A 26,621-nucleotide genomic window follows, 5' to 3' on the forward strand; every position below is an offset into this window, starting at 1 on the left:
TTCGCACCATCTTTAGAAAGAAGAAAAACGTGAAATTTAATGAATTTAACTTGTCTGCTGAATTGCTAGCAGAGATTGAAAAAGCTGGATTTGTAGAAGCCAGTCCCATCCAAGAACAGACCATTCCCTTGGCTCTCGAAGGAAAAGACGTTATCGGTCAAGCTCAGACTGGTACAGGAAAAACTGCAGCCTTTGGCTTGCCAACTCTTGAAAAAATCCGTACAGAAGAAGCGACCATCCAAGCCTTGGTCATCGCTCCAACTCGTGAACTCGCTGTTCAAAGTCAAGAAGAACTTTTCCGCTTTGGCCGTAGCAAGGGAGTGAAAGTTCGCTCGGTTTACGGTGGTTCAAGCATCGAGAAACAAATCAAGGCCCTTAAATCTGGTGCCCATATCGTAGTAGGAACACCGGGCCGTCTTTTGGACTTGATCAAACGCAAGGCCTTGAAATTAAAAGACATTGAAACCCTCATCCTTGATGAAGCGGATGAAATGCTCAATATGGGCTTCCTTGAAGACATCGAAGCTATTATCTCGCGTGTCCCTGAAAGTCGTCAAACCTTGCTCTTTTCAGCAACCATGCCAGATGCAATCAAACGTATTGGTGTTCAGTTTATGAAAGATCCTGAGCATGTGAAGATTGCTGCCAAGGAATTGACAACAGAGCTAGTGGATCAGTACTATATCCGTGTCAAGGAACAAGAGAAATTTGATACCATGACACGTCTCATGGATGTGGAACAACCAGAACTTGCTATCGTATTTGGTCGTACCAAACGCCGTGTAGATGAATTGACTCGTGGTCTTAAAATCCGTGGCTTCCGTACAGAAGGGATTCATGGTGACTTAGACCAAAACAAACGTCTTCGTGTCCTTCGTGATTTTAAAAATGGAAATCTTGATGTTCTAGTTGCGACAGACGTGGCAGCACGTGGTTTGGATATCTCAGGTGTGACCCACGTCTACAACTACGATATTCCACAAGATCCTGAAAGTTATGTTCACCGTATCGGTCGTACAGGGCGTGCTGGTAAGTCAGGTCAATCTATTACCTTTGTTTCTCCAAATGAAATGGGCTACCTTCAAATTATTGAAAACTTGACTAAGAAACGCATGAAAGGCTTGAAACCAGCGACAGCAGAAGAAGCCTTCCAAGCTAAGAAACAAGTAGCGCTCAAGAAAATCGAACGAGACTTCGCAGACGAAGCTATTCGTGGGAACTTTGAGAAATTTGCTAAAGATGCTCGTAAGTTAGCTGCAGAATTTAGTCCAGAAGAATTGGCTATGTATATCTTGAGTCTGACAGTCCAAGATCCAGACAGCCTTCCTGAAGTGGAGATTGCGCGTGAAAAACCACTGCCATTTAAACCATCAGGTAATGGCTTTGGTGGTAAAGGCAAGGGAGATCGAGGAGGCCGTCGTGGAGACGACCGTCGAGGTCGTGATCGCCGCGGCAATGGTCGCCGTGATGACTTCAAGAAAGGCAGTCGTGGGAACGATCGTTTTGATAAAGACAGACGTTATCGTAACAAAGACAATAAAAAACCTCGCAACACTTCAAGCGAAAAGAAGACCGGCTTTGTTATTCGTAACAAAGGAGACAAATAGAAAAAAGCGATTCACAGTGTGAATCGCTTTTATATATAAGGAGACCGATAGTAAAAGAAGATGGTGATAGTAAAGGATAGGTGAAACGGAAAGGGATTTATCATGTCATCTTCTTATAATGTTATAATATAAAAAATAAAATAGGATGTCAATAAAAAAATCGCTTTTTTTCTAAAATATTTTTGCTGTTCAAAATTGCAATTAAATAAGCAATTTTCAGATAATTATTGAAATAAAGACTTTTCTATGTTATAATGGAAGCGATTATATGCGAGGTAAAAAATGGCACATTTATTAGAAAAAACAAGAAAAATCACGTCTATTCTAAAGCGCTCTGAGGAGCAACTCCAAGATGAACTTCCTTACAATGCGATCACACGCCAGTTAGCTGATATTATTGACTGTAACGCTTGTATTGTAAATAACAAGGGACGTCTCTTGGGTTACTTTATGCGTTATAAGACCAATAATGATCGTGTAGAACAATTCTTCCAAACCAAAACCTTCCCTGACGTCTATGTACAAGGGGCAAACATGATCTATGATACGGAAGCCAACCTTCCTGTTGAACATGATTTGACCATTTTCCCTGTAGAGAGCCGTGCGGATTTTCCAGATGGTTTGACGACCATTGCTCCGATTCATGTGTCAGGGATTCGCCTAGGTTCGTTGATCATTTGGCGCAATGATAAGAAATTTGAAGATGAAGATTTGATTCTTGTTGAGATTGCGAGCACGGTGGTAGGGATTCAACTCTTGAACTTCCAACGTGAAGAGGATGAGAAAAATATTCGCCGTCGTACGGCTGTTACCATGGCGGTCAACACCCTTTCCTATTCAGAACTTCGTGCCGTATCAGCTATTTTAGCTGAATTGGATGGAAATGAAGGGCAGCTGACTGCGTCTGTTATTGCAGACCGTATTGGCATTACACGCTCAGTGATTGTCAATGCGCTTCGTAAACTGGAGTCAGCGGGAATTATTGAGAGTCGCTCATTAGGAATGAAGGGGACTTATCTCAAAGTTCTAATTAGTGATATTTTTGAGGAAGTGAAAAAGAGGGACTACTAATGGCAAAGGCTTTAATCTCGATTGACTATACAGAGGATTTCGTAGCAGACCATGGAAAGCTAACTGCTGGAGCACCTGCTCAAGCAATATCAAAAGCCATTGATCAGGCAACCAGATTAGCTTTTGATCGTGGAGACTATGTCTTTTTTACCATTGATGCTCATGAAGAGAAGGATACATTCCACCCAGAAAGCAAACTCTTTCCACCGCACAACATCATCGGAACTAGTGGGCGTAACCTTTACGGCCCCCTAGCTGATTTTTATGCTGAGCATGAGGCGGATAGTCGCGTCTTTTGGATGGACAAGCGTCACTATTCAGCTTTTTCAGGAACGGACTTGGATATCCGTTTGCGAGAACGTCGGGTTGATACTGTTATCTTAACAGGTGTTTTGACGGATATTTGTGTTCTTCATACGGCGATTGATGCCTATAATTTAGGTTATCAAATCGAGATTGTCAAGCCTGCAGTTGCCTCTATTTGGCCAGAAAATCATCAGTTTGCTCTTGGGCATTTTAAGAACACATTGGGAGCAAAATTACTGGATGAAAACCTTGCTGAAATTGAACAATAAGCCTGTTGGAAAAATGAAAAAAATCTGAAAAAAGTGTTGACAAAGATTTTGAAAGTTGATATACTAGTAAGGTAATCGACGCGGGGATGGCGGAATTGGCAGACGCGCAGGACTAAGGATCCTGTGACCGCTTTAGGTCGTGAGGGTTCAAGTCCCTCTCTCCGCATAGGGTAAGAGTTAGCTTTGGCTAGCTCTTTTTTGTTTTTACAAAGAAGATTAGAGGCTACGTTTCGTGTATAGAAAAATATTGGCATCAAGAACAGTTCATTGTATCAGAACATTTAAACTGAGTTCACTATTTCATTCTATCAAGAATATCCTCAAACACTAGTCAGAAAATGAAGAACTTAGGAAATGGAAAAATACTAATCAGAAAGATGTGACTATCATTTTTAAAATGAAGTAGATTTTTGATTGGTACTATTTATCCTTATATATGAAGAAAAGTTAGCGTTTGCTAGCTTTTTTGTTTTTTCAAAAAATAAATCAAAAAAAATTTTTGATTTCATAAACATTTCATATTTGGATTTTATAATAGTCTTACAAACATGGAGGTGACAAATGAATCCAATCCAAAGAGCTTGGGCTTATGTCAGCAGAAAACGACTGAGAAGTTTTATTTTATTTCTGATTTTATTTGTCCTTTTAGCAGGAATTTCAGCCTGTTTGACTCTGATGAAGTCCAACAAAACAGTAGAAAGCAATCTTTACAAATCACTCAACACATCTTTTTCTATCAAAAAGATAGAAAATGGACAGACCTTCAAGTTGTCGGACCTAGCATCCGTGAGCAAGATTAAGGGACTGGAAAATGTCTCTCCTGAACTTGAGACGGTCGCAAAACTGAAAGACAAGGAAGCGGTGAGTGGTGAGCAGAGCGTAGAACGTGATGATTTGTCAGCTGCAGACAAGAACTTGGTTAGCTTAACGGCTCTTGAAGATTCATCCAAGGATGTCACTTTTACCAGTTCGGCTTTCAATATAAAAGAAGGGCGACACCTTCAAAAAGGGGATTCCAAGAAAATCCTTATCCACGAAGAGTTGGCCAAGAAGAACGGTCTTTCGCTTCACGACAAGATTCGCTTGGATGCTGGTCAATCCGAAGCTGGAAAAGGGCAAACAGTAGAGTTTGAAATTGTCGGCATCTTTTCTGGTAAAAAACAAGAAAAGTTCACAGGCTTGTCTTCCGATTTCAGTGAAAACCAGGTCTTTACAGACTATGAAAGCAGCCAAACGCTTCTGGGAAATAGTGAACCGCAAGTCAGTGCAGCGCGCTTCTATGTAGAAAATCCTAAGGAAATGGAAGGACTCATGAAGCAGGTAGAAAACTTGGCTTTAGAAAGTCAAGGCTACCAAGTTGAGAAGGAAAACAAGGCCTTTGAACAAATCAAAGACTCAGTGGCAACCTTCCAAACCTTCCTGACCATCTTTCTTTATGGGATGTTGATAGCTGGAGCAGGAGCCTTAATTTTGGTATTGTCTCTCTGGTTGAGAGAAAGGGTCTACGAAGTGGGGATTCTTCTGGCACTTGGAAAAGGCAAGAGTTCGATCTTCCTCCAGTTCTGTTTAGAGGTAGTTTTGGTATCACTTGGAGCTTTGCTTCCATCCTTTATCGCTGGAAATGCCATCACATCCTATCTACTCCAAACTGTACTAGCCAGTGGAGATCAGGCAACCTTACAGGACACGCTGGCCAAAGCAAGTGGTCTATCAACCAGTCTCCTATCCTTTGCAGAATCCTATGTCTTTCTGCTCCTGATTGGTTGCTTGTCTGTAGCCCTTTGTTTCGTATTTCTATTTAGAAAATCGCCGAAAGAAATTTTATCATCTATTAGTTAAGAAGGAGAAATCATGACTTTATTACAATTGCAAGATGTTACCTACCGTTATAAGAACACTGCTGAAGCAGTTTTATATCAGATCAAGTATAATTTTGAACCCGGAAAATTTTATAGTATCATTGGTGAGTCAGGAGCAGGAAAATCCACTCTCTTGTCCCTACTGGCTGGTCTAGATAGTCCTGTTGAAGGTTCTATCCTTTTCCAAGGAGAGGACATTCGGAACAAGGGGTATTCATACCATCGCATGCACCATATTTCCCTGGTCTTTCAAAATTATAACTTGATAGATTATCTTTCTCCGCTGGAAAATATCCGCTTGGTCAACAAAAAAGCAAGCAAGGATACACTTCTTGAGCTTGGTTTGGATGAAAGTCAGATCAAGCGGAACGTTCTCCAGTTATCAGGTGGTCAACAGCAACGTGTAGCCATCGCTCGCAGTTTAGTCTCAGAAGCTCCAGTTATTCTAGCTGATGAGCCAACAGGAAATCTGGACCCTAAAACTGCCGGAGATATTATCGAACTGCTCAAATCACTTGCTGAGAAAACAGGTAAATGTGTGATCGTCGTCACCCACAGTAAAGAAGTGGCACAAGCGTCAGATATTACACTTGAATTGAAGGATAAGAAACTGACCGAAACTCGCAACACTACAAAATAAGATGAGCTTGTTTTGATAGAATTATAAAATCAAATCTAGAAAGGGAACCTATGTTACACAACGCATTTGCCTATGTTACAAGGAAGTTTTTCAAATCGATTGTTATCTTCCTGATTATTCTCCTCATGGCGAGCTTGAGTTTGGTCGGCTTGTCGATCAAGGGAGCTACTGCCAAGGCTTCTCAGGAGACATTTAAAAATATCACCAATAGCTTCTCCATGCAAATCAATCGTCGCGTCAACCAAGGAACGCCACGTGGTTCAGGGAATATCAAGGGTGAGGATATCAAAAAAATCACCGAAAACAAGGCCATCGAGTCTTATGTTAAACGCATCAACGCTATCGGAGATTTGACTGGATACGACCTGATTGAAACTCCAGAAACCAAGAAAAATCTCACTGCTGACCGAGCAAAACGGTTTGGAAGTAGTTTGATGATTACAGGTGTCAATGATTCCTCTAAAGAAGATAAGTTTGTCTCTGGTTCATATAAGCTGGTCGAAGGTGAGCACCTAACCAACGACGACAAGGACAAGATCCTCATGCACAAGGACTTGGCAGCTAAACACGGCTGGAAAGTTGGAGATAAGGTCAAACTAGACTCCAATGTCTATGATGCAGACAATGAAAAAGGAGCCAAGGAAACAGTCGAAGTGACAATCAAGGGACTCTTTGATGGTCATAATAAGTCAGCAGTAACCTACTCACAAGAACTCTATGAAAACACAGCTATCACAGACATTCACACTGCTGCAAAACTTTATGGATACACAGAAGACACAGCTATTTATGGGGACGCAACCTTCTTTGTAACAGCAGACAAGAACTTGGATGATGTCATGAAAGAGTTGAAGGGTATCAATGGTATCAACTGGAAGAGCTACACACTTGTGAAGAGCTCCTCTAACTACCCAGCTCTAGAGCAATCCATCTCTGGTATGTACAAGATGGCCAACCTCCTCTTCTGGGGTAGCTTGAGCTTCTCAGTTCTTCTCCTTGCACTCTTGCTCAGTCTTTGGATCAACGCCCGTCGCAAGGAAGTGGGAATCCTCCTCTCTATCGGTCTCAAGCAGGCAAGTATCTTGGGGCAATTCATTACCGAATCTATCCTGATTGCCATTCCTGCTCTTATTTCTGCTTACTTCCTAGCCAACTACACAGCCCGTGCCATCGGAAATACTGTTCTTGCCAATGTCACTTCAGGTGTTGCCAAGCAAGCCAGCAAGGCTGCTCAAGCCTCTAATCTTGGTGGTGGTGCAGAAGTAGACGGCTTTAGCAAGACCCTGTCGAGCCTAGACATTTCCATTCAGACATCAGACTTTATCATCGTCTTTGTCCTAGCCTTGGTTCTAGTGGTTCTCGTTATGGCTCTTGCCTCAAGCAATCTCCTCAGAAAACAACCAAAAGAGCTCTTGCTCGATAGCGAATAAAAAACTTGCTACCTATTCTCCTCTAAATGGGGTATAATATAGGTAGCATTTTTATCTATTTCATTTTGATAAGGACTCTTCCTATCAGGATGAAACCGAGAAGATTTACAAGAAATTTAAAGGAATGTGAAACGTTTTTCTATGAAAATTTTAATTGTAGAAGATGAAGAGATGATCCGTGAGGGGATCAGTGACTATTTGACCGATTGTGGTTATGAAACCATTGAAGCAGCAGATGGACAAGAAGCTCTGGAAAAATTTTCCAGCTATGAAGTTGCTCTAGTACTGCTGGATATCCAGATGCCCAAGCTCAATGGCCTCGAAGTTCTAGCTGAGATTCGTAAGACCAGTCAGGTTCCTGTCTTGATGCTGACCGCTTTTCAGGATGAAGAATACAAGATGAGTGCTTTTGCTTCTCTGGCAGACGGTTATCTGGAAAAGCCCTTTTCTCTCTCCCTTTTAAAAGTAAGGGTGGACGCGATTTTCAAGCGCTACTACGATACAGGACGAATCTTCTCTTATAAGGATACCAAGGTGGACTTTGAGAGTTACAGTGCAAGCCTCGCGGGAGAAGAAGTGGCTATCAATGCCAAAGAGTTGGAAATTCTGGACTATCTGGTGAAAAATGAAGGCCGGGCCTTGACTCGTTCTCAGATAATTGATGCGGTCTGGAAGGTGACAGATGAGGTTCCCTTTGACCGTGTCATTGATGTCTATATCAAGGAATTACGGAAAAAGCTAGACTTGGATTGTATCCTCACTGTGCGCAATGTTGGTTATAAATTGGAGCGAAAATGAAACGAACAGGTTTATTTACAAAGATTTTTATCTATACCTTCTCGATTTTTAGTGTTCTGGTTATTTGTCTTCATTTAGCCATTTATTTTCTCTTTCCATCGACTTATCTAAGTCATCGTCAGGAAACCATTGGTCAGAAAGCGACAGCCATTGCTCGGTCCCTTGACGGAAAAGACAGGCAAAGTATCGAACAAGTGTTAGACTTGTATTCCCAGACCAGTGATATCAAAGGGTCCGTTAAGGGTGAGATGACTGAGGACAAGTTAGAGGTTAAGGATAATTTTCCACTAGATACAGCTCGCCAGACAACCTCCCTCTTTATTGAGGAGCGTGAGGTGAAAACGCAAGACGGTAGCACTATGACTCTTCAGTTTCTAGCTTCCATGGATTTGCAAAAGGAAGCAGAGCAGATCAGTCTCCAATTTCTCCCCTATACCTTGTTGGCATCTTTTTTAATTTCCCTTTTGGTAGCTTATATCTATGCTCGGACTATTGTTGCTCCGATCTTGGAAATCAAGTGGGTGACCCGTCGGATGATGGACCTGGATGCTGAAGTACGGTTGCGTGTGGATTCTAAGGATGAGATTGGTGATCTCAAGGAACAAATCAATAGCCTTTACCAGCATCTTTTGACTGTTATTGCGGACTTGCATGAGAAGAATGAAGCTATTCTCCAGCTGGAGAAGATGAAGGTTGAGTTCCTACGAGGGGCTTCTCATGAACTGAAAACACCTCTGGCCAGTTTGAAAATCCTGATTGAGAATATGAAAGAAAATATCGGTCGCTATAGAGATAGAGACCACTATCTGGGAGTTGCCTTGGGGATCGTGGACGACCTCAGTCATCACGTTCTCCAGATATTGTCTCTTTCTTCTGTTCAGGAATTGCGAGACGAGAAAGAAGAGGTTGACCTCCTTCAGATGACGCAAAGTCTGGTCAAGGATTATGCTTTGCTCGCCAAGGAAAGAGAACTTCAGATAGATAATAGCTTGACCCATCAGCAGGCATACATAAACCCATCTGTCATGAAACTAATCCTATCGAATCTCATCAGTAATGCTATCAAGCACTCCACTCCAGGTGGCTTGGTCCGCATTGGAGAAAGAGAAGGAGAACTCTTTATCGAGAATAGCTGTAGTCCTGAAGAACAGGAACAATTGGCCCAGTCTTTTTCTGACAATGCTAGTCGCAAGGCCAAGGGTTCGGGGATGGGGATCTTTGTGGTCAAAAGTTTATTAGAACACGAGAAATTACCTTATCATTTTGAGATGCAGGGTGATCGATTGACCTTCTTCATACGTTATCCCAAAGTCACTCAAGACTAAGGAGAAGAAAGGGGTTACATTGATTGAGTTGGAAGAAATTCAATCTAAAGTATGGGAAAAACTAGCTTTTTTTATCAAAAAGTGATAAAATGAACAATGTAAATGGGATGTCCCAAAAAATATATAGGAGGCCTGACAAATGGCAATCGTTTCAGCAGAAAAATTTGTCCAAGCAGCTCGTGACAACGGTTATGCAGTTGGTGGATTTAACACAAACAACCTTGAGTGGACTCAAGCTATCTTGCGTGCAGCAGAAGCTAAAAAAGCTCCAGTTTTGATCCAAACTTCAATGGGTGCTGCTAAATACATGGGTGGTTACAAAGTTGCTCGCAACTTGATCGCTAACCTTGTTGAGTCAATGGGTATCACTGTACCAGTAGCTATCCACCTTGACCACGGTCACTACGAAGATGCACTTGAGTGTATCGAAGTTGGTTACACTTCAATCATGTTTGACGGTTCACACCTTCCAGTTGAAGAAAACCTTAAATTGGCTAAAGACGTTGTTGAAAAAGCACACGCTAAAGGTATCTCAGTAGAAGCTGAAGTTGGTACTATCGGTGGTGAAGAAGACGGTATCATCGGTAAAGGTGAATTGGCTCCAATCGAAGACGCTAAAGCAATGGTTGCAACTGGTATTGACTTCTTGGCAGCTGGTATCGGTAACATCCACGGTCCTTACCCAGCAAACTGGGAAGGTCTTGACCTTGACCACTTGAAGAAATTGACAGAAGCTCTTCCAGGCTTCCCAATCGTATTGCACGGTGGTTCAGGTATCCCTGATGACCAAATCCAAGCAGCTATCAAACTTGGTGTTGCGAAAGTTAACGTTAACACTGAATGTCAAATCGCATTCGCTAACGCAACTCGTAAATTTGCTCGTGACTACGAAGCAAACGAAGCAGAATACGACAAGAAAAAACTCTTCGACCCACGTAAATTCTTGGCTGACGGTGTAAAAGCTATCCAAGCATCAGTTGAAGAACGTATCGACGTATTCGGTTCAGAAGGTAAAGCATAATCTAGCTGAACAATACAATACAGAAACCTGCCCATTGGGTGGGTTTTTTTGTGTCTGACTATATAGCCAATATACTGTAGAAGAACCAATCTTAAGTTGCTAAAAGGACCTATTTTTTGTACAATAATGCTATGAAAATACTGAAAAAATGGTTTCTTGGCTTTCTTAGTTTCATTCTTTTATTTTTACTCGCTACATTTATCTTTCATCGTATTAGTTTAGATAAGGAACAAGCCTCACTAACACCTATGGGACAACAAGTTCTCGTCAATGGACATCAAATAAATATTTACGTTGAAGGGGATGGACCTGAGACTATAGTAGTTCTCTCAGGTGCTGGTATTGCTTCTCCCATATTGGACTTTAAAAATGTATCGGAATCCTTATCGAAACGATATAAGGTAGTCATCGTGGAGCGGGCGGGATATGGTTATAGTGATGATAGCAATCATTCAAGAGATGTGATGGAGGTTTTGTCTGAGACTCACCAAGCTCTTTCGCAAGCAAATATCACAGGGCCGTTTGTCATTCTGTCTCATTCCATGGCTAGTCTAGAGAGTTTGGCTTGGCAGGAGAAGTATCCTGATGAAGTGAAAGCCTTGATTGGTCTGGATTGGGCACTGCCGTCAAGTTATGAGAATTTAAAGGATAATCAGGCCTTGCTCACTGTGGCATATTGGAGCAGTAAGATTGGGTTATTACGTTATTTCCCTGAGTCTTTTTATATAAAAAATCAAACTCTGACCGAAAATGAACGAAAACAATATAAACTTCTAGCTTATAAGCAGTTGATGTCACAAGCCATGCTTCATGAATCTCAAACGGTAAAGGAAAATGCCAAGAAAGTTCCCTCTAGCATCAATCCGAAAATTCCCACCTTACTATTGGTGTCTAACGGTCAAGGCACTAGTTTTAGCCAATCTGAGTGGCAACGTTATGCAGAGAGATTTGCAAGTGAACAGTCTAATGTTCAAGTCGTCTATATGGATGCGCCTCACGACCTCTATCATTATCAAAGCGATGCTATTGTTTCTCGCATTAAAGAATTTTTAGAGAATAATTGAGGGCTTAAAAATCCATTGAGACTGATGATAATAATTGAAAGGTAATGACTTATGAATAATTCTTATATTTTACTTAGACATGCTCATTCAAGATTTTCAAGTGATGATTTCAATAGAACTTTATCAGAAAAAGGATTCTCATCTCTTGACCAGTTAGATTTTTTGAATTCTTTTAATATTGATTATTATTTTTCTAGTCCTTATAAACGAGCATTTGAAACGATTAATAGCTCGCCAATTCAATTTGATAAAATAGTTCTTGATAATCGGTTACGAGAGCGAAAATTATCTTCAACCTTTATAAAAGATTCTGAGTTTGAAGACAGTATTAAATATTTATGGCAAAATCCTAGTGAATCTCTTTTAGAAGGGGAATCAAATCAAGACGCACTAGCTAGAGTACTAAATTTTTTAATGGAATTGGAAGAGAGATACTCAGAAAAAATGATTTTACTTAGTTCACACGGGAATTTGATAGGAATACTACTACATCACTTTGATTCCAGTTTTGATTATGAAAAATGGGAGCATATGACCTTTCCAGATTGTTTTCTAATTGATAGAGATGGGATTGTGAAAAGAATTTTGAAAGATTAGTTCGTTGATTAAATAGTGAATCATATTGATCAAAATAGTTTGCTTTTTACAACTCGTAACCTGCCCATCGGGCAGGTCTTTTTGGTGTTTTAAGGAAACTATTAAACCAGAATTTTGGATTTAAAATAGCATTTTAAGAGTGAAATCTCTAATTTCATAATCTGTAGGCAAACGCTTGCATTCCGTTTTTTATTGGACTATAATAGGTTGGTATAAAGCCTTCTGTAAGAATAACAATTAGAAAGTTTAGAAAGTAAGGACTTAGAATATTTGTAGTCAAAAATACAATGTTGCTATTCCTTGCGATAGGGAGATAGATATGGCAATGATAGAAGTGGAACATCTTCAGAAAAATTTTGTGAAGACTGTTAAGGAACCAGGCTTGAAAGGGGCTTTGCGCTCCTTTATTCATCCTGAAAAGCAGACCTTTGAAGCGGTCAAGGATTTGACTTTTGAGGTACCCAAGGGCCAAATTCTAGGTTTTATCGGCGCAAATGGTGCTGGGAAGTCAACAACCATCAAAATGCTGACAGGGATTTTAAAACCGACATCTGGTTTTTGTCGGATTAACGGCAAGATTCCGCAGGACAATCGTCAGGATTATGTTAAAGATATTGGTGTGGTCTTTGGACAACGTACCCAGCTATGGTGGGATTTGGCTCTGCAAGAGACCTATACGGTCTTAAAAGAGATTTACGATGTGCCGGACTCGCTCTTTCATAAACGCATGGACTTTTTGAATGAAGTCTTGGATTTGAAGGACTTTATCAAAGACCCCGTGCGGACTCTTTCACTGGGGCAACGGATGCGGGCGGATATTGCGGCTTCCTTGCTCCACAATCCTAAAGTTCTCTTTTTAGATGAGCCGACCATTGGTTTGGACGTTTCGGTCAAGGACAACATTCGTCGGGCTATTACCCAGATCAATCAGGAGGAAGAAACAACTATCCTCTTGACCACTCACGACCTGAGCGACATTGAGCAACTCTGTGATCGAATTTTTATGATTGATAAGGGGCAAGAGATTTTTGATGGAACGGTTAGCCAGCTCAAGGAGACCTTTGGCAAGATGAAGACTCTTTCCTTTGAACTGCTACCAGGTCAAAGTCATCTCCTTTCTCACTATGAAGGCCTGCCTGATATGACCATTGATAGACAAGGAAATAGCCTCAATATTGAATTTGATAGTTCCCGCTACCAGTCGGCTGATATTATCAAGCAAACCCTGTCTGATTTTGAAATTCGCGATTTGAAGATGTTGGATACGGATATTGAGGATATTATCCGTCGCTTCTACCGAAAGGAGCTCTAAGATGGTCAAATTGTGGAGACGTTATAAACCCTTTATCAATGCAGGGATTCAGGAGTTGATTACCTATCGAGTCAACTTTCTACTTTATCGGATTGGGGATGTTATGGGAGCTTTTGTTGCTTTCTATCTCTGGAAGGCTGTCTTTGATTCCTCGCAAGAATCTTTGATTCAGGGCTTTAGTATGGCAGACATCACCCTATACATCATCATGAGCTTTGTGACTAATCTTTTGACTAGGTCGGACAGCTCCTTTATGATCGGGGAGGAGGTCAAGGATGGTTCCATTATCATGCGCTTGTTGCGACCAGTGCATTTTGCGGCCTCTTATCTCTTTACGGAGCTTGGTTCCAAGTGGTTGATTTTTATCTCTGTTGGACTGCCATTTTTAAGTGTCATTGTCTTGATGAAAATCTTATCAGGACAAGGAATTGTAGAATTGCTGGGCTTAACCATCCTTTATCTTTTTAGCTTAACTCTAGCCTACCTAATCAACTTTTTCTTTAATATCTGCTTTGGATTTTCAGCCTTTGTCTTTAAAAATCTATGGGGTTCCAATCTACTCAAGACTTCTATAGTGGCCTTTATGTCTGGAAGTCTGATTCCCTTGGCTTTCTTTCCAAAGATTGTTTCTGATATTTTGTCCTTCTTGCCTTTTTCATCTTTGATTTATACTCCAGTTATGATCATTGTTGGGAAATACGATGCCAGTCAGATTCTTCAAGCACTCTTGCTACAGTTCTTCTGGCTCATAGTGATGGTGGGCTTGTCTCAGTTGATATGGAAACGAGTCCAGTCCTTTATCACTATTCAAGGAGGTTAGTATGAAAAAATATCAACGCATGCATTTGATTTTTATCAGACAATACATCAAGCAAATCATGGAATACAAGGTTGATTTTGTGGTGGGCGTGTTAGGAGTTTTTCTAACTCAAGGCCTGAACCTCTTGTTTCTCAATGTACTCTTTCAACATATTCCATCCCTAGAAGGTTGGACCTTTCAAGAAATTGCATTTATTTATGGTTTCTCCTTGATTCCCAAGGGTTTGGACCATCTCTTTTTTGACAATCTCTGGGCACTAGGTCAACGACTAGTCCGAAAAGGGGAGTTTGACAAGTATCTAACGCGTCCCATCAATCCGCTCTTTCATATCCTCGTTGAGACCTTTCAGATTGATGCCTTGGGCGAACTATTGGTCGGTGGAATTTTATTAGCGACAACAGTATCAAGCATCGCTTGGACTCTTCCAAAATTCCTGATTTTTCTAGTCTGCATTCCTTTTGCGACCTTGATCTATACTTCCTTGAAAATCGCGACTGCCAGTATCGCTTTTTGGACCAAGCAGTCAGGAGCCATGATTTACATTTTCTATATGTTTAATGACTTTGCCAAGTACCCGATTTCCATTTACAATTCGCTCCTTCGTTGGTTGATTAGCTTTATCGTGCCTTTCGCCTTTACGGCCTACTATCCTGCCAGCTATTTCTTGCAGGACAAAGACGGGCTCTTTAACATTGGTGGGTTGATTTTGATTTCCCTTGTTTTCTTTGTTATTTCTTTAAAACTCTGGGATAGGGGATTAGATGCTTACGAAAGTGCGGGTTCTTAAGAGATAAGATAGGATGAGAGTTAAAAATTAAATATGTTACAAACAACCGTTGAAAATTATAGCGGTTGTTTTTGCATATTTATTGAGATATAAATTGTATCCATCCCCCCCTTTTTGCAATTTTGGTAGTTATTCCGGTTAATTGATAATATTTTTGATGGTAGGAATGAGTTTATATTGTAGCCAGTTAACTATAATATTTATTGACCAGACTATTTGTTAACATGGATTAAAAAAAAAATTAACCCGGGTTAATTTTTCTTGACTTAAATTTTTTTAATTGATATACTATTTTTCAGAGAGCTAACAATTATATATAAATGTACTACTCTATCCCACTAGATAATACGTCATAAAACTTTTTATAACAAAGGCTAGCAAGGTTAAAGTTTTCTATCTATTGGGTTTAAAATAAAAAATTAAGGAATTAAAATGAAAAAAAGTACGGTATTGTCATTAACTACTGCTGCAGTTATTTTAGCAGCATATGCCCCCAATGAGGTGATTTTAGCAGATGCACCTAGTTCTGAAGATGCTTTAAGAATTTCTGATAAAGAAAAAGTAGTAGCAGATAAAGAAACAAAAAACAATGAACAATCTGAAGATATTCATAATGTTATAGAAACTTCAAAGGATACTGAGGAGAAGAAGACAACAGTTATTGAGGAAAAAGAAGTTGTTAGTAGAAAGTCTGAGATAGACAAAAAAACTAGTAACGAAGGAGCAAGTATCAAAGAAGACTCCAATGAATCCAAAGGAGATGATGCGAACTCATCTGTAAATAAAGATACAGAAAATCCGAAAAAAGAAGATAAAGTTGTCTATATTGCTGAATTTAAAGATAAAGAATCTGGAGAAAAAGTAATTAAGGAACTATCAAATCTGAAGGATACAAAAGTTTTATATACCTATAATACGATTTTTAATGGCGCTGCCATTGAAACAACTCCAGATAATTTGGACAAAATTAAACAAATAGAAGGTGTTTCATCGGTTGAAAGGTCACAAAAACTCCAACCAATGATGAATCATGCCAGAAAGGAAATTGGAGTTGAGGAAGCTATTGATTACCTAAAGTCTATCAATGCTCCATTTGGGAAAAATTTTGATGGTAGAGGTATGGTCATTTCAAATATCGATACTGGAACAGATTATAGGCATAAGGCTATGAGGATCGATGATGATGCCAAAGACTCGATGAAATTTAAAAAAGATGACTTAAAAGGCACTGATAAAAATTATTGGTTGAGTGATAAAATTCCTCATGCGTTCAATTATTATAATGGTGGTAAAATCACTGTAGAAAAATATGATGATGGTAGGGATTATTTTGATCCACATGGGATGCATATTGCAGGGATTCTTGCTGGAAATGATACTGAAAAAGATATCAAGAACTTTAATGGCATAGATGGAATTGCGCCTAATGCACAAATTTTCTCTTATAAAATGTACTCTGACGCAGGATCTGGGTTCGCGGGTGATGAAACAATGTTTCATGCTATTGAAGATTCGATCAAACACAATGTCGATGTTGTTTCGGTATCATCTGGCTTTACGGGAACAGGTCTTGTAGGCGAGAAATATTGGGAGGCTATTAGAGCATTAAGAAAAGCTGGAATCCCAATGGTTGTTGCTACAGGTAATTTTGCGACTTCTGCTTCAAGTTCTTCTTGGGATTTAGTAGCCAATAATAATCTGAAAATGACAGATACTGGAAATGTAACACGAACTGCCGCACATGAAGATGCGATAGCGGTCGCTTCTGCTAAAAATCAAACCATTGAGTTTGATAAGGTTAACATTGGAGGACAAAGTTTTAAATACAGAAATATAGGAGCTTTTTTCGATAAAAATAAAATCCTAACAAATGAGGATGGGTCAAAAACTCCAAATAAATTAAAATTTGTATATATAGGCAAAGGTCAAGACAAAGATTTGATAGGCTTGGATCTTAAGGGCAAAATTGCAGTAATGGATAGAATTTATACCAAGGATTTAAAAGATGCTTTTAAAAGAGCAACGGATAAAGGCGCACGTGCCATTATGGTTGTAAATACTGTAAATTACTACAATAGAGATAATTGGACAGACCTTCCAGCTATGGGATATGAAGCGGATGAAGGGACTACTAGTCAAGTATTTTCAATTTCAGGAGATGATGGTGTAAAATTATGGAACATGATTAACCCTGATAAAAAAACTGAAGTCAAAAGAAATAATAAGGAAGATTTTAAAGATAACTTAGAACAATACTATCCAATTGATATGGAAAGCTATAATTCTAATAAACCGAATGTAGGTGATGAAAAAGAAATTGACTTTAAATTTGCAGCTGACACAGACAAAGAACTTTATAAAGAAGATATTATAGTCCCAGCAGGGTCTACATCTTGGGGGCCAAGAACAGACTTGCTTTTAAAACCGGATGTTTCAGCACCTGGTAAAAATATTAAATCCACTCTAAATGTTATCAATGGTAAATCCACTTATGGTTATATGTCAGGAACTAGTATGGCAACTCCAATCGTAGCAGCTTCTACTGTTTTGATTCGACCAAAATTAAAGGAATTGCTTGAAAGACCTGTCTTGAAAAATCTTAAGGGAGATGACAAAATAGACCTTACAAGTCTTACAAAAATAGCTCTACAAAATACTGCAAGACCTATGATGGATGCAACCTCTTGGAAAGAAAAGAGTCAATACTTTGCATCACCTAGACAGCAGGGAGCGGGGCTAATTAATGTTGCCAACGCTTTGAGAAATGAAGTTGTAGCAACTTTCAAAAATACAGATTCTAAAGGTTTGGTAAATTCATATGGTTCCATTTCTCTTAAAGAAATAAAAGGTGATAAAAAATACTTTACAATTAAGCTTCACAATACCTCAAACAGACCTTTAACCTTTAAAGTTTCTGCATCAACTGTAACTACAGATGCTCTAACTGATAGGCTAAAACTCGATGAAACATATAAAGATGAAAAATCTCCGGACGGGAAGCAAATTGTTCCAGAAATTCACCCAGAAAAAGTCAAAGGAGCAAATATCACATTTGAGCATGATACTTTCACTATAGGTCCAAATTCCAGCTTTGATTTAAATGCGGTTATAAATGTTGGAGAAGCTAAAAACAAAAATAAATTTGTAGAATCATTTATTCATTTTGAGTCAGTGGAAGAAATGGAAGCTCTAAACTCCAACGGTAAGAAAAGAAACTTCCAACCTTCTTTGTCGATGCCTCTAATGGGATTTGCTGGGAATTGGAACCACGAACCAATCCTTGATAAATGGGCCTGGGAAGAAGGATCAAAATCAAAAGCAATGGAAGGTTATGATGATGATGGTAAACCAAAAATTCCAGGTACCTTAAATAAGGGGATTGGTGGAGAACATGGTATAGATAAATTTAATCCAGCAGGAGTTATCCAAAATAGAAAAGATAAAAATACAACATCCCTAGATCAAAATCCAGAATTATTTGCTTTCAATAACGAAGGAATCAACGCACCTTCATCAAGTGGCTCTAATATTGCTAAAATCTATCCTTTAGATTCAAATGGAAATCCTCAAGATGCTCAACTTGAGAGAGGATTAACGCCTTCTCCACTTGTATTAAGAAGTGCAGAAGAAGGGGTGATTTCAATAGTAAATACAAATAAAGAAGGAGAAAATCAAAAAGACTTAAAAGTCATTTCGAGAGAACACTTTATTAAAGGAATTTTAAACTCTAAAAGAAATGATGCAAAGGGCATTAAATCTTCTAAGCTAAAAGTTTGGGGTGACTTGAAATGGGATGGACTCATTTATAACCCTAGAGGTAGAGAAGAAAATGCCCCAGAAAGTAATGACAAAAAAGATCCTGCTACTAAGATACGAGGACAATTTGAACCGATTGCGGAAGGCCAATATTTCTATAAATTTAAATATAGATTAACCAAGGATTACCCATGGCAGGTTTCCTATATTCCTGTAAAAATTGATAACACCCCTCCAAAGATTGTTTCAATTGATTTTTCAAACCCTGGAAAAATTAAGTTAATTACAAAGGATACTTATCACAAGGTCAAAGAGCAATATAAGAATGAAACGCTATTTGCGAGAGATCAAAAAGAACATCCTGAAAAATTTGACGAGATTGCCAACGAAGTTTGGTATGCTGGGGCCGCTCTTGTTAATGAAGATGGAGAGGTTGAGAAAAATCTTGAAGTCACTTATGCAGGTGAGGGTCAAGGACGAAATAGAAAACTTGACAAAGACGGAAATACCATTTATGAAATTAAAGGTGCAGGAGATTTAAGAGGAAAAATCATTGAAGTGATTGCATTAGACGGTTCTAGCAATTTCACAAAGATTCATAGAATTAAATTTGCTGATCATGCTGATAAAAATGGGATGATTTCCTATTATCTAGTAGATCCTGATCAAGATTCATCTAAATACCAAAAGCTTGGCGAGATTTCCGAATCTAAATTTAAAAATTTAGAAAATAGAAAAGAGGATAGTCTTAAAAAAGATACAACTGAAGTAGAACATCATCAAGAAAATGAAGAGGCTACCGAAGAAAAATCTAGCTTGACTATTCATAAAACAATTTCAACAATTAGAGACTTTGAAAGCAAAGATTTAAAGAAACTCATTAAAAAGAAATTTAGAGAAGTTGATGACTTTACAAGTGAAACTGGTAAGAGAATAGAGGAATACGATTATAAATACGATGATAAGGGAAATATCATTGCTTATGACGATGGTAGTGCCTTAGAATATGAAACTGAAAAACTTGATGAAATCAAATCAAAAATTTATGGCATTCTAAACCCATCTAAAGATGGACACTTTGAAATTCTTGGAAAGATCAGTAATGTTTCTAAAAATGCCAAGGTATACTATGGAAATAACTATAAATCGATAGAAATCAAAACGACCAAGTATGATTCCCATTCAAAAACGATGACATTTGATTTATACGCTAATATTAATGATATTGTGGATGGATTAGCTTTTGCAGGAGATATGAGGTTTTTTGTCAAAGATGATGGTCAGATAAAAGCTGAAACTAAAATTAGAATGCCTGAAAAAAATAAGGAAACTAAAGCAGAATATCCGTATGCATCAAGTTATGGGAATGTAATAGAATTAGGAGAAGGAGATCTTTCAAAAAATAAACCAAATAATTTAACGGACATGGAATCTGGTAAAATCTATTCTGATTCAGAAAAACAACAATATCTATTAAAGGATAACATCATTCTGAGAAAAGGCTATGCACTAAAAGTGACTACCTATAATCCTGGAAAAACGGATATGTTAGAAGGGAATGGAGTCTATAACAAGGAAGATATAGCAAAAATCCAAAAGGCCAATCCTAATCTAAGAGTTTTATCAGAAACAACAATTTATGCTGATAGTAGAAATGTTGAAGATGGAAGAAGTACTCAATCAGTATTAATGTCGGCTTTGGACGGCTTTAACATTGTAAGGTATCAAGTGTTTACATTTAAAATGAATGATAAAGGGGAGGCAATCGATAACGATGGAAATCTTGTGACAGATCCTTCTAAACTTGTATTATTTGGTAAGGATGGTAAAGAGTACACAGGAGAGGATAAGTCCAATGTAGAAGCTATAAAAGAAGATGGCTCTACGTTATTTATTGATGCAAAACCAGTAAATCTTTCAATGGACAAGAACTACTTTAATCCATCTAAAACTAATAAAATTTATGTACGAAATCCAGAATTTTATTTAAGAGGTAAGATTTCTGATAAGGGTGGTTTTAACTGGGAGTTGAGAGTTAATGAATCGGTTGTAGATAATTATTTAATCTACGGAGATTTACACATTGATAACACTAGAGATTTTAACATTAAGCTTAATGTTAAAGACGGTGACATCATGGACTGGGGGATGAAAGACTATAAAGCAAACGGATTCCCAGATAAGGTAACAGATATGGATGGAAATGTTTATCTTCAAACTGGCTATAGCGATTTGAATGCGAAAGCGGTTGGAGTACATTATCAATTTTTATATGATAATGTCAAACCAGAAGTAAAGATTGATCCAAAAGGAAATACTAGTATCGAATATGCTAATGGAAAATCTGTAGTCTTTAACATCAATGATAAAAGAAATAATGGATTCGATGGTGAGATTCAAGAACAACATATTTATGTTAATGGAAAAGAATACAAATCATTTGATGATATTAAACAACTAACAGATAAGACACTAAACATTAAGATTGTTGTAAAAGATTTCGCAAGAAATACAACCGTAAAAGAATTCATTTTAAACAAAGATACGGGAGAGGTAAGCGAATTAAAACCTCATACGGTGACTGTGACAATTCAAAATGGAAAAGAAATGAGTTCAACGATAGTGTCGGAAGAAGATTTTATGTTACCTGTCTATATGGGTGAATTAGAAAAAGGATACCAATTTGATGGTTGGGAAATTTCTGGTTTCGAAGGGAAAAAAGACGCTGGCTATGTTCTTAATCTATCAAAAGATACCTTTATAAAACCTGTATTCAAGAAAATAGAGGAGAAAAAGGAGGAGGAAAATAAACCTACTTTTGATGTATCGAAAAAGAAAGAAAAAACACAATCTAATTCAACTAATGATGTCAACAGTATTGTTTCTGATGAAAATGATAAAAACTTTGAAATTAACAAGAACATTTATCTAAATGAACAAGGAAACTTAACTAATAAAAATACCAACATCAATAGTAAATCAACTAGTAACAATCCTAATGAGTTGCCAAAAACCGGAACAGCAAGCGGAGCCCAGACACTATTAGCTGCCGGAATCATGTTTATAGTAGGAGCTTTTCTTGGATTGAAGAGAAAAAATAAAGATTAAGACAAAAGCTATAGAAAAAATGGTTTATGTACTGAGATTAGATAGTGAGGTGATGACATAGTTTTGTGAAAGTATTGATTTATAAATATATTATTTAGATTTCTATGAAAATGGGAGATTTAATAGAGATATATGTAAAAGCCTTGTCTCAGGACAGGCTTTTTCTAATGGAGATAAAAATTTCTTGACATCTATTCTCAGAGTGCTATACTAAAAGGGTAATCGCCGATTTAGCTCAGTTGGTAGAGCAACGCACTCGTAACGCGTAGGTCACAGGTTCAAGCCCTGCAATCGGCAGAATCAAGAAGTCCAAACGGGCTTCTTTTTTTGTAAATATAGGAAAGGTGGAACGTTTGAGATAGGTTCTATTTAACGTCAGAAACTCCTACTTATAAATTAAAACTAAAATTTATATTTTGTGGTATAATATATTTTAATAAGCACTTGTTTTCGTTCCGTTTTAGAGGACTATAGGCTGTTAATTATTCTAGAAATTTTTGCTTGGATTTTTTTTTAAAAGTCATAAAAGTTCATGGATAGTAACGAATGAAGTATCGTAAGCTTGCCTGAATATCAATCAAAAAGGAGAAAATTATGAATAAGAAAGAACGGGAAAAACAATTTGAAGAGATCAATGGACCTAAGCGGTCTGAATCAAAGTCGGCTCCGAATAAAAATATAAAAATCTATATTGGCATAGCACTCTCTGTTTTAGTCACTCTCATCTTGGTAAGTATTTTCTCATATCTTCTGATTGGAAAGAAAGAGCCAAATCAAGCATCGTCTGCAGTTTCAACTACAGAGACAACAAGTCAAGCTTCTACAAGCCAAGGAAAAACGGATGAGACTGATAAGGATAAACAAGAGGAAATTCAGAAACTCAAGAATCAACTTGCTGCTTTAGATACCAAAATTACGGAAGCAGAAGCACTTGTTAGCAAGTTGAAGAAAGAAACTACCGTTCCAAAATTAGATATTGAAGCAATTAAGAACAATGACTTGTCTAGTTTAGAGGGTACTTGGCGTAGTCAATCTGGTAATGAATACATTATTAATGATTCTGGAGAAGTACGTGCGACTTGGTTTACAAATGATCAAAAGTACGAATCTGTAGTTGGATTAAAGGTTTCAAAAGGTCAAGATAGTCGTAACCCTGAGACAGCTTCTATCAGTGCGTGGGTAAAAGATTCTGTTGCTGGAGGATTTGTAGTAGTTGCTGTTCCAAGTGGAGTTGTTATGCAACCTGCTGATGATGGAAAGATTACGGATAAAAGCAATCATGCTGAAGAAAGACTACTTTCGGGCCAAGATTATGGGTCTATGTTAATGAAACCAGAAGATGTTTATTATCGTGTGAAACCAGATACCAGTAAACTTGAGGAAGCAGAAAAGAACTTAGCTCAACTGCAAGCAGATCGTGAAGCAATCAAATCTTCTCTAGAGTCAAAGGAAAAGAAAAACTAGATGGTATTCGTTCAAAAATACTGTTACAATCGGCAGAATCAAGAAGCCCAAACGGGCTTCTTTTTCTTTTATCACCACTATTCAACCACATAGACAGAGATATTGACCAGATAGGCAAAAGGTCTTGTTCTTGAGAAATTCCTCTGCTATAATGATTTTTGTAAGGGACGTGAGAGGTCAGTATCAGACAACTCAAGTCAATTAAAAAGAAAATGGAGACAAAAAATGAAAAAATTATTGGGACTTGTATTTTTAGTAGCAGCAGCGCTAGTATTGTATTTCGGATCTGTTGGATGGCCAAGCTTGGATGTCAACCTTTGGTCACTGATTCCAGTTGGCTTATTCCTCTATTTCACTCTAGAAAATCTTTTGAAAAAAGACTACAAGGCTAGCTTGATGTGCTTGATCATCGCCTTTATCATTGCAAATGCTATTTTTGATCTCTTGCCCATTTCAAGTGGTTTGGTGATTGGTGCCGGTGTGCTAGCTTGTGTAGGACTTGGCTACCTCTTTCCTGATAAGGATAAAAAATAAGATAAATAAAAAGTCTCGAGAAATCTCGAGACTTTATTTTTATTTACCAGCGTAATATTTTTGAATACCTTTTACGATGCCTGCGACCAGTTTATCTTGGTAGCGACTATCTCTGATTTGTTGGTTTTCGGAGAAATTATCCATATAACCAAGCTCTAGGAGGACCGCTGGTTTGGCTGTTTCGCGTAGTACAGCATAGCTGCTCTCCAACAGACCAGCATCCTTAGCCCCTGTTTCGGCTAAGAGAGAGGAGTGGATAGCAGCAGCGAGGCGCTTACTTTCACTAATGCGATCAGGATGGTTGTGCCAGTATTGATTAATCTTACTTGGATAATCAGGTTCATCGCTATAGGAGTAGGTTTGAATACCGCTTGCTTTTGAGTAGGTATTACCAGTAGCATTGAAGTGGATACTGATAAAAATGTCAGAGTTGGTTTTGTTGACCATACGGGAACGTTCTGTAATGAAATCTACATCAATATCACTATCACGTGAGGTGAGAACCTTGTAGCCTAGTTCTTCTAACTTGGTGCGAAGTTTACGGTAGATTTGCATATTGAGATCTTTTTCAGCTACATTGTAGTAAAAGGCGCCAGAATCTCGTCCGCCATGTCCGGGATCGAGGAAGATGGTGTTACTGTATTGGCCTTTCACAAATCCACCCTCAGTTGAAACTTCAGAAATCCATTTCCCATCTTTTTGGAAGAGATGGTCTTTTCCAGAAATCTTGTGAATTCCTGTGACATAGCGACCATTTTCATCCAAATAGTAACGCCCTTTGTCTTGACTATCATCGATCCACTCGCTTTTGGCCATATAGCCACCAGACTTGAGATAATAAGCTCCGATCCACTCCTGATTTGCATAATGACCATTCGCTTTTAGATAGAACCAGCTCTTATAAGTCTTGTCGAAGATCCATTCTTTTTCAGCCATGGCCCCACTGGTCTTGAGGTAGTAGCTTCCTTGCCATTTATCTGCTAGCATTCCCCCATCATGAGTAAAAGAGTACCAAGAGCCCTGGATTTTTTGCCACTTGTCTTGGACGTATCTGCCTGAATCGCTAGCATAGAACCAAGTATCCTTGATTTTGACCCAGTTGTTCTCAGCTAAGGCACCACTCTTCTTAAAGAGGTAGCCCTTGAAGGTTGTTTCGCTCAACATCCTTCCTTCTTTGTCAAAATAGTACCAAGTACCCTTGATTTTCTCCCATTTGTCTTGAGAGATTTTTCCTGACGGCAGAACGTAGTACCAAACTTGATTGACCTCTTGCCAACCTTGAGATACCATGGCTCCACTTTGACCTAAGAAATAGCCATCAATGCTTGTATTGCTGAGCATGATTCCAGTTTGGTCAAAATAGTACCAAGCACCATTGATTTTTTTCCAAGCATTTTGAGTTAATCGTCCAGAAGAATCAGCGTAATACCATTGATTCTCCCACTTGGTCCAGCTATTCTCCACCATAGCACCCTCTTGGTCAAAGGCATAGCCCTTATAGATAGTGGACTGGAGACGGTCACCATTTTGGTCGAAGTAGTACCATTTGCCTTGAATTTTTTTCCAGTTCACTGCTGGTTGATCATCTTGGTAGAAGCGCCAGTGGTAGTTTTCTTGGTACCAGCCCTCCTTTTTGGGTTTGGCTTCTTGCACATTTACTTTTGGAAGAGCCTCAGGTTCTGTATTCTCCTTAACAATAGCATCTTTTTGATCATCTTTGGTTTGCTTTTCTTTAACAGCAGAAGGAGTTTGTGATTGGTTTTCTTCTGCAGAGACGGGTGCTAGTGTAGATCCTACGATTGAAAGGATTAAAGCACTGGTCAGTAGTATCTTTTTCACTTTCTATTTCCTAACTTTTTCTTTTTCCTATTAATTATCGAATTGAACTTCTTCTACTAAGTATTCGATAAAGCGTTCGCCCATCTTAGACAGGCTGGTTTTTTCATGCTGGATGTAGACTAGCTCGATAGGATCGTCTATGTCCAGTGGAATGGAAACGATATTGTCTCCGTTGAGGTTGCTGTTCAAAATCCCTGTTGCAATCGTGTATCCGTCCAAACCAATTAAGAGATTAAAGAGGGTGGCACGGTCGCTGACCACGATAGATTTTTTGTGGTATTCCTGCGAGAGAATCTCTTCAGAGAAGTAGAAGGAGTTGTGCGTCCCTTGGTCATAGCTGAGGTAAGGGAAGTTCTCCAAGTCTTCTAGTTTAACCTTATCTTTCTTTGCTAGAGGGTTGGTCTTGCTGACAAAGATATGGGGTTGAGCTGTGAATAGGTGGTGCGCTAGCAGGTGATTGTCATCTAGCATTTTCGTTAAAACATCGCGGTTGTAGCTATTTAAAAAGAGGACACCGACCTCGCTACGGAAGTTCTTGACGTCATCGATAATCTCCCAAGTCCGCGTTTCACGAAGGAAGAGCTCGTATTTTTCCATATCACTCTTTTTAAGTAATGATACAAAGGCATTGACTACAAAGGCATAGTGCTGAGAAGAAACGCTGAATAGTTCGCGGTGGGCGACAGGATTTTTATAGCGTTCCTCCAGAAGCTGAGTTTGCTCGACAACTTGACGAGCGTAGGAGAGAAACTCCATCCCATCGCGGGTCAAGGTAATACCCTTGGGATTGCGGATAAAGATTTCAATGCCCATTTCATTTTCCAAGTCTCGAACAGCATTAGAGAGACTGGGTTGGGTGATAAAGAGTTGCTTGGCTGCCTCATTCATAGAGCCAGTTTCGACGATTTTGATAATATAGTGTAGTTGTTGAATTCTCATGTTTTTATTGTACCATACTTGCGGAAGAATGGGCAATGAAGACGAAGAAAATAGGGGGAAAGAACCGGTCCAGTA

The 26,621-nt window shown here is 38.7% G+C and carries 19 protein-coding genes and 2 tRNA genes; 19 read left to right on the forward strand and 2 right to left on the reverse strand.

Features of this window, described 5'->3' with window-relative positions:
* Window positions 1-29: 29 nt before the first annotated feature.
* The 19 genes from P8P68_RS00275 to P8P68_RS00365 all read left to right on the forward strand — a co-directional run bounded on the left by P8P68_RS00275 (window position 30) and on the right by P8P68_RS00365 (window position 23,768).
* Window positions 30-1,607: a DEAD/DEAH box helicase gene (locus tag P8P68_RS00275; protein WP_000671073.1), complete on the forward strand. Its 1,578-nt coding sequence runs from the start codon at window positions 30-32 to the stop codon at window positions 1,605-1,607.
* A 282-nt stretch (window positions 1,608-1,889) separates the two neighbouring features.
* Complete coding sequence (codY, locus tag P8P68_RS00280; protein ID WP_042902566.1) at window positions 1,890-2,678, forward strand: GTP-sensing pleiotropic transcriptional regulator CodY; 789 nt, start codon at window positions 1,890-1,892, stop codon at window positions 2,676-2,678.
* Entirely contained in the window at window positions 2,678-3,253 is a 576-nt protein-coding gene (locus tag P8P68_RS00285; protein ID WP_001029649.1) for an isochorismatase family cysteine hydrolase, read from the forward strand. Before codY ends, P8P68_RS00285 begins: the two co-directional genes overlap by 1 nt.
* Before the next feature lie 80 nt (window positions 3,254-3,333).
* Window positions 3,334-3,419: transfer RNA gene (locus P8P68_RS00290), tRNA-Leu, on the forward strand.
* A 395-nt stretch (window positions 3,420-3,814) separates the two neighbouring features.
* Window positions 3,815-5,092, forward strand: coding sequence for an ABC transporter permease (locus P8P68_RS00295; RefSeq protein WP_049518933.1), 1,278 nt, complete (start codon window positions 3,815-3,817; stop codon window positions 5,090-5,092).
* Window positions 5,093-5,104: 12 nt separating this feature from the next.
* On the forward strand, window positions 5,105-5,752 hold the full coding sequence (gene vex2 / locus P8P68_RS00300; RefSeq protein WP_000173735.1) for an ABC transporter ATP-binding subunit Vex2: 648 nt from the start codon (window positions 5,105-5,107) through the stop codon (window positions 5,750-5,752).
* 50 nt (window positions 5,753-5,802) lie between these two features.
* Window positions 5,803-7,182 carry an ABC transporter permease subunit Vex3 gene (gene vex3, locus P8P68_RS00305; protein WP_000903003.1) on the forward strand — a complete coding sequence of 460 codons (1,380 nt, stop codon included), beginning with the start codon at window positions 5,803-5,805 and terminating at the stop codon, window positions 7,180-7,182.
* A 141-nt stretch (window positions 7,183-7,323) separates the two neighbouring features.
* Window positions 7,324-7,980, forward strand: a complete 657-nt coding sequence (gene vncR / locus P8P68_RS00310; protein WP_000697938.1) for a response regulator transcription factor VncR — start codon at window positions 7,324-7,326, stop codon at window positions 7,978-7,980.
* A complete protein-coding gene (vncS, locus tag P8P68_RS00315; protein WP_000831381.1) occupies window positions 7,977-9,305 on the forward strand; it encodes a sensor histidine kinase VncS in 1,329 nt (442 codons plus the stop codon). Before vncR ends, vncS begins: the two co-directional genes overlap by 4 nt.
* 139 nt (window positions 9,306-9,444) lie before the next feature.
* Window positions 9,445-10,326 carry a class II fructose-bisphosphate aldolase gene (locus P8P68_RS00320; protein ID WP_001018995.1) on the forward strand — a complete coding sequence of 294 codons (882 nt, stop codon included), beginning with the start codon at window positions 9,445-9,447 and terminating at the stop codon, window positions 10,324-10,326.
* Window positions 10,327-10,457: 131 nt separating this feature from the next.
* Window positions 10,458-11,390 (forward strand): alpha/beta hydrolase, encoded by a 933-nt coding sequence (locus P8P68_RS00325; protein ID WP_000698054.1) that lies wholly within the window; start codon window positions 10,458-10,460, stop codon window positions 11,388-11,390.
* Between the two features lie 51 nt (window positions 11,391-11,441).
* Window positions 11,442-11,987: a histidine phosphatase family protein gene (locus P8P68_RS00330; protein ID WP_001066186.1), complete on the forward strand. Its 546-nt coding sequence runs from the start codon at window positions 11,442-11,444 to the stop codon at window positions 11,985-11,987.
* A 319-nt stretch (window positions 11,988-12,306) separates the two neighbouring features.
* Window positions 12,307-13,299: an ATP-binding cassette domain-containing protein gene (locus tag P8P68_RS00335; protein WP_001240789.1), complete on the forward strand. Its 993-nt coding sequence runs from the start codon at window positions 12,307-12,309 to the stop codon at window positions 13,297-13,299.
* 1 nt (window position 13,300) lies between these two features.
* The gene (locus tag P8P68_RS00340; RefSeq protein WP_000240154.1) at window positions 13,301-14,119 is read left to right on the forward strand and encodes an ABC-2 family transporter protein; all 819 of its coding nucleotides are present in this window, start codon (window positions 13,301-13,303) and stop codon (window positions 14,117-14,119) included.
* Window position 14,120: 1 nt separating this feature from the next.
* Window positions 14,121-14,906, forward strand: a complete 786-nt coding sequence (locus P8P68_RS00345; protein ID WP_000760747.1) for an ABC transporter permease — start codon at window positions 14,121-14,123, stop codon at window positions 14,904-14,906.
* A 432-nt stretch (window positions 14,907-15,338) separates the two neighbouring features.
* The gene (locus P8P68_RS00350) at window positions 15,339-21,770 is read left to right on the forward strand and encodes a S8 family serine peptidase (protein WP_278275964.1); all 6,432 of its coding nucleotides are present in this window, start codon (window positions 15,339-15,341) and stop codon (window positions 21,768-21,770) included.
* A gap of 224 nt (window positions 21,771-21,994) precedes the next feature.
* A tRNA-Thr gene (locus P8P68_RS00355) sits at window positions 21,995-22,067 on the forward strand.
* A gap of 297 nt (window positions 22,068-22,364) precedes the next feature.
* Window positions 22,365-23,234, forward strand: a complete 870-nt coding sequence (locus P8P68_RS00360; protein WP_278275965.1) for a DUF6287 domain-containing protein — start codon at window positions 22,365-22,367, stop codon at window positions 23,232-23,234.
* A 225-nt stretch (window positions 23,235-23,459) separates the two neighbouring features.
* Window positions 23,460-23,768, forward strand: a complete 309-nt coding sequence (locus tag P8P68_RS00365; RefSeq protein ID WP_278275966.1) for a hypothetical protein — start codon at window positions 23,460-23,462, stop codon at window positions 23,766-23,768.
* A 39-nt stretch (window positions 23,769-23,807) separates the two neighbouring features.
* Here P8P68_RS00365 and P8P68_RS00370 read toward each other — a convergent pair whose 3' ends face one another.
* Entirely contained in the window at window positions 23,808-25,607 is a 1,800-nt protein-coding gene (locus tag P8P68_RS00370; RefSeq protein WP_278275967.1) for an N-acetylmuramoyl-L-alanine amidase, read from the reverse strand.
* 30 nt (window positions 25,608-25,637) lie between these two features.
* Entirely contained in the window at window positions 25,638-26,546 is a 909-nt protein-coding gene (locus tag P8P68_RS00375) for a LysR family transcriptional regulator (RefSeq protein WP_009729925.1), read from the reverse strand.
* Window positions 26,547-26,621 lie beyond the last annotated feature (75 nt).

Source organism: Streptococcus sp. D7B5 (assembly GCF_029691405.1).
Classification (GTDB): domain Bacteria; phylum Bacillota; class Bacilli; order Lactobacillales; family Streptococcaceae; genus Streptococcus.